Origin of the sequence: Bacillus sp. SJS (assembly GCF_000732485.2) — a bacterium.
GTDB lineage: Bacteria > Bacillota > Bacilli > Bacillales > Bacillaceae > Metabacillus_B > Metabacillus_B sediminis.
The window spans coordinates 168,888-174,887 of the sequence record NZ_JAQV02000026.1; the positions used below are offsets into that span (position 1 = coordinate 168,888).

General features: G+C 46.4%; 5 protein-coding genes. All 5 read right to left on the minus strand.

The window, feature by feature from the left end; genetic code table 11:
• Positions 1-19: 19 nt before the first annotated feature.
• Positions 20-1,981, minus strand: coding sequence for a S9 family peptidase (locus AS29_RS17005; protein ID WP_035411139.1), 1,962 nt, complete (start codon positions 1,979-1,981; stop codon positions 20-22).
• A gap of 102 nt (positions 1,982-2,083) precedes the next feature.
• Complete coding sequence (gene thrB / locus AS29_RS17010; RefSeq protein ID WP_035411140.1) at positions 2,084-3,013, minus strand: homoserine kinase; 930 nt, start codon at positions 3,011-3,013, stop codon at positions 2,084-2,086.
• Entirely contained in the window at positions 3,010-4,071 is a 1,062-nt protein-coding gene (gene thrC / locus AS29_RS17015) for a threonine synthase (RefSeq protein WP_035411143.1), read from the minus strand. The genes thrB and thrC overlap by 4 nt, the downstream gene beginning before the upstream one ends.
• Entirely contained in the window at positions 4,068-5,366 is a 1,299-nt protein-coding gene (locus AS29_RS17020; protein WP_035411145.1) for a homoserine dehydrogenase, read from the minus strand. Before AS29_RS17020 ends, thrC begins: the two co-directional genes overlap by 4 nt.
• 302 nt (positions 5,367-5,668) lie before the next feature.
• A partial coding sequence (locus tag AS29_RS17025) for a transposase (protein ID WP_035411148.1) occupies positions 5,669-6,000 on the minus strand: 332 nt, incomplete at its 5' end.

The following is a 6,000-nucleotide window of genomic DNA, read 5'->3' on the forward strand; positions in this document are numbered from 1 at the left end:
TTACCGGGGGCTTCTTTTTTTACACATGCTCATTAAACCATGCAGTGATCGCGTTCAGCCGCTCTACCCTCAGCAAAGGATGGCCGCTTCGGGATAGCTCGTGATTTTGTTCAGGAAAACGAATGAATTTTACATTTTTGCCTTTTCTCTTCAGAAGGATATAAAGCTGTTCTGCCTGCTCGATTGGACACCTGTAGTCCTTTTCGCTGTGAAGGATGAGAAGGGGCGTGTCGATTTCATCGGCATATTTCAGCGGAGAGTGGTCCCAAAGCTTCATGGCATCACCTGGCATAGTTCCGCCTACTTCCCATTCTGTGAAGAACGTGCCGATATCGCTCACTCCGTAAAAGCTGAGCCAGTTGCTGATGGATCGCTGGGTGACGGCTGCTTTAAAGCGGTTTGTATGGCCCACAATCCAGTTCGTCATAAATCCTCCGTAGCTTCCGCCTGTTACACCCAGTCTTTCCTGGTCAATAAAAGAAAACTCCTCAAGGGCCGCATCGACTGCCGTCATTAAATCCTTGTAATCACTGCCTCCGTAATCGCCCCGGTTTAAATTCACAAAATCCTGGCCATATCCATGGCTTCCGCGCGGGTTTACGTAAAGAATGGTGTAGCCCTGTGAAGCGAGGACCTGAAATTCGTGAAAATAAGTGTTGGCATACATCATATGAGGTCCTCCGTGAATCTGCAGAATCAGCGGGTATTTTTTCCCCTCTTCCATTACCGCAGGCTTCATGAGCCATCCATGAATGCCCCATCCATCTTCCGCTTCTGCTTCAAACGCTTGTGGAGCTGAAATTAAGGCAGCCTCCAGCCATTGCTGGTTCAGATGGGTAAGCTTCACAATTTCTCCTGTTCGAAAGTCCGCTTCAAACAGCTCGGATGGAGAAATGGGTGTACTGATTGAAAGCACGCCCCAGTGCTCTGAAGGGTGCATTGCAAGCCCGTTAACATGCTCTTCTTCCACTCGGACTGGATACATCAATCCTTCAATCGAACCGTAATAGACTCCCGTGCTGCCCCGATCTGTTACGATCAGATAAAATCCTTGGGAATCTGCTGTCCATTGAACATCCGGAGAAACCGCTCCATATAAGGAGTCACTTACAGCAGCATCCCCTGCGTACATATCCCATTCACCCGTCAGGCATTGCAGCGTTTCATGTTCCGTATTGTAGAGCCAAAGCTTTTGAAGGGTAGCACCTTTATATTCCTTCTCATGCCCGAAAAACGCCAGGCAGCGGCCATCAGGAGAAAATTGAGGTTTGGAGAAAAACCCTCTTCCTCCCGTTATGTTTTTGTCCGCTCCCGTCTTTAAATTCTTAATATGTATATCCGAAACAAGTCCTGTACCTGGAATTTCGGGTGGTGTATGGACGTATGCAAGCTGTCCGGCTGACACAGAAGGACTTTCTGCATCTCCTTCGCAGCTTACCAATTCTCTTGTTTCCCCTGTGCTCAGATCAAGTTGAAATAATCTGCTTTTTCTACCCCGGATAAATCCATCCCGGTCAGATTTGTAGCGGATCTGCGTCACTTCAAGTGGCACAGGGTGCTCCGGTTTCTTTTTTGGATTTTCATAGGAATCGTTTTCCGGTAAATAGGTAAGAAATAGAAGGCGGTCCTCTTCAATCCATAACGGATTCGATACGCCGTGACTGGAAAAAGTAAGCTGTCTGCCTTCCCCGCCGCCTGCTTTCATCACATAAGCTTGAGGAGTTCCTGAACGGTCTGATATAAACGCAAGATTTCCCCCTGGTGACCAGCGCGGAGAATGATTTTTATTTTCGCCAAATGTCCATTGCTCCATTGCTTGAGTGTGCCTGTTGATTACATGCAAATGGGACTGATAGGTATGTGTTTTTTCTAGAATGGATGATACCGTATAGACGATTTGGCTGCCGTCCGGCGAGATACGCGGATCAGCAGGGGTCTTTATTTTATATAAATCCTCTGATGTTATTTTTCGATCGGTCATTATGCGCACTCCTCCTTATTGCCATTATACTTGCTTCGGCAAATTACATGTTAGTTTTATGGCACCGCTAAAAAGACACGCAGGATTCAGCGTGTCTTTTTATCATACGTTTCCCGAATGGTTATAGCTTGAAAAGCGTTCGACCGTACTGCCCTCCGAAGGAACAAACAGGAGGTCTGCATGACAGTCAGGAAATTGCCTGCGAAGCAGATCTGCAAGCCTTTGACCTTCTCCCTTTTTCGCAAAACTGATCACTGCGGGGCCGGCTCCGCTTAGTGCTGTGCCATAGGCGCCGGCTTTTTTGGCAGCAGCTGCAACAAGTTCTAATTCAGGTGTCAGCGTTCCTCTGTATGGCTGGTGAAACAGATCCTTCTCCATCATCTTTCCTGCAAGCTTCCAGTTGCCTGTCATGAGAGCAGCGACGAGCAGATTTCCGACAGCTCCCGCTTCCACTGCTGATTTAAATGGCAAGGCTGCCGGGAGTACGTCTCTTGCATCCTTTGTAAAAACCTTGTATGACGGAACGACGACCACTGGGTCCATTTGGAAATCAGGCAAGTGAACGATGCTCGTTTCATCTTTTTGGTGGAGTCCGATGACCATTCCGCCATACACGGATGCCCCTGCATTGTCCGGATGTTCTTCCTCAAGACTTGCAAGCCTCGCCTTCTCTTCAAGAGTAAGAGCGAGCCCGCATAATGCATCTGCAAGCTCCACTCCTGCAACGATGGCAGCAGCACTGCTTCCGAGCCCTCTGGCTACAGGAATATCACTCCATACCTTAACATGACAGGCGGGCATCCTGCTCCCATACTCAGAAGCGGTCCGCTCCGCTACCTGATAAATAAGGTTTTCCTTTCCCTCAGGCAACCCGGAAGTTTCAGGACTTTCTGCTTCAAAAAACCATGAATCTGATAAAGAAACAGTCAAAATCAAATATTTGCTGAGCGCAAGTCCGATGGAGTCAAAGCCCGGCCCAAGGTTCGCTGTGCTGCCGGGTACTTTAATTTTAAGCATCTCTCCTTCTTTCATACCGGCTGTACTCCTTTAAGACGCTCTAAAATACTCTCTTCCTCATTCGGGAGAAGAATTGGTTTAATTTCATTATAATCAATGGCCGTATTCGGATCCTTCAAGCCATTGCCAGTCAGAACCGAAACAATCCGGACCCCTTTAGGAATCTCTCCGCTTTTCAGCTGTTTCATGACCCCTGCGATCGACGCGCATGAGGCGGGCTCTGCAAAAATACCTTCTGATCTGGCAATGAGCCTGTATGCCTCCAGTATTTCATTGTCCGTTACCTCATCAATCTTCCCCCCTGACTGATCTGCCGCTGCAACGGCGAGCTCCCAGCTGGCAGGGTTGCCGATACGGATGGCCGTTGCAATCGTTTCCGGCTGATCGATGACCTGTTTGCGTACAATCGCAGCAGCACCTTCCGCCTCAAATCCTCTCATTTGGGGCAATCCGGTTTGCTTTTCTTGATGATATTCCGTAAATCCCTTCCAATAGGCTGATATATTGCCTGCATTTCCGACTGGAATGGATAGGATGTCCGGTGCGCTTCCCAGTGCATCACAGACTTCGAAGGCAGCTGTTTTTTGTCCTTCAAGCCGATATGGATTTACAGAGTTCACTAATGTAATCGGGAGCTTGGCGCATACACTGCGGACAATCTTAAGAGCATCATCAAAATTTCCAGGAATGGAGTAAATTTCGGCACCATACATAACCGCCTGTGCAAGTTTTCCAAAAGCAATTTTGCCTTCAGGAATGACAACAATGCTTTTCATTCCCGCTCTTGCAGCATAGGCTGCGGCTGCGGCAGAGGTATTTCCAGTGGATGCGCACATAACGGTATTGCTCCCTGCCTCTTTCGCTTTGGCAACGGCCATGACCATACCGCGGTCTTTAAAAGACCCTGTCGGATTCGTTCCTTCAGTTTTCACATACCAGTCCACTCCGAACTGTTCGGACAGTTTAGACAAGCGAATCAGGGGCGTATTGCCTTCATTTAAGGTAAGGGCAGGTGTATCCTCATTAACCGGCAGATAGTCCTTGTATGCTTTTAGAAGTCCTTCCCAGCTCATACCCCGCCATTCCCTTCGACTCTGTATGTGCTTTTAACCTGAGAGACCACTTCAAGTTCATCCAGCTGTGTTTGAATTTCAGAAAAATCCTTTTGGGAGGCATGGTGCGTCACGATGACGATTTCTGCAAGCTCGCTGTTTTTCAGCGGCAGCTGAAGAATTTTTTCGAAGCTTACTCCCCGCTCTGAAAACAGACCGGTAATTTTCGCTAGTGCACCTACTTGATCCTTCACATGAATTCTTAGGAAATGCTGAGCGAAGATTTCTTCCGCCTTCTTCATCTGTTTTTCATATTGGGGGGAAACAGCGCTTCTCCCGTTCACTCCGAGTCTCATATTCTTCATAACTCCAACTAAATCAGAAACGACGGCTGTAGCTGTCGGCATACTGCCTGCACCCGGACCGTAGAACATCGTTTCCCCTACCGCTTCTCCATAGACATACACAGCATTGTATTCATCATTTACAGCTGCCAGCGGATGATAATCCGGCAGAAGGGTCGGCTCAACACTGACTTCAATTTTGTTGTTATGCCGATGAGCAATGCCAATCAGCTTCATTGTATACCCAAGCCGCTTACTGTAATTGATGTCATCATCTGATACCGCTGAAATCCCTCTTACCTGGACATCTTTTAAATCTACATTCATGGAGAATCCAAGACGTGCGAGGATTGCCATTTTCCGCGCTGCATCAAGTCCTTCCACATCCGCTGTAGGATCGGACTCTGCGTAGCCTAACTGCTGAGCCTCTTTTAGTACATCTGAATACGGACTTCCATACTTGCTCATTTTCGTTAAGATAAAGTTGGTTGTTCCGTTTACTATTCCCATCATTTTTGTAATACGGTCTGAAGCAAGTCCGTCTACAAGGCTCCTCAGGATTGGAATTCCGCCTGCCACGCTCGCTTCATAAAATAAATCACAGCCATTTTTAGTAGCTGCAGCAAGGAGTTCTGAACCGTAAAGAGCCATTAGGTCCTTATTAGCCGTAACGACCTGTTTTTTTTCATTTAAAGCGTCCAGCAAATAGTCTTTCGTCTGCTCGATTCCGCCCATGACTTCAATTAATACGTCTACGTCCTTATCCAGGATGACTTCATATGGATCCGTTGTGAGTAATGAGGGATCCACATCCACCATACGCTGCTTATCCTTCTCGCGAACGAGCACTTTTTTTACTTCCACTGGACAGCCAACCAGATGCATTAGTTTATCCTGATGCTCGCGAATGATTTTGACTACCCCGCTTCCTACCGTACCTAATCCGAGCAGTCCAACTTGAATAGCTTTCATCTGAATGGTCTCCCCTCTCTCAAAACACAAATGTCCTCTCAGAGAATACACTTGTATTTATGTAATAGACATTTTATACATAGTTGCATTATAAATCCCGTCATATTATTTTACAAGGCTGAATTTTCTGCTAACTATGGATGTAAACGCTTTATCAATGATGTTCAGCGGATTTCTTCTTTTTTAAAAAGCTACCCTGAAAATAACTTCTTGAAAAAGACAACACGAAGCTAAGGGTGCCTAGATTTCGTTTTTTTTTGGTTCCCTGACTTGATTTATTTATGAACTTATTTGGACGTTTGTTAAGCAGATTTGTTGGACGTAAGGGTTACTTCATAACCTAAAGCCTTTAAATGTTTTAACGCTTTCTTTTTTTTCGCCTCAATGGATTGCTCATTATAGTGTTCGGAACCGAGTTCTTTATAGCTCTCCTGTCGAGTCATTAAATGGTATACAATAACCAGAATTTGATGGGCAATCGCTACTCTTGCTTTTTTGGTCCCTCGTCTTCGTTTTAGCCGATAATATTTAGCGGACAAATAGCTATCTTTCTTACGAATGGCACTCGCTGCTGCTTCAACCAGGGCACTTCTTAGATATTTATTTCCATCTCTGGTTCGTGCTCGTTTTTTTT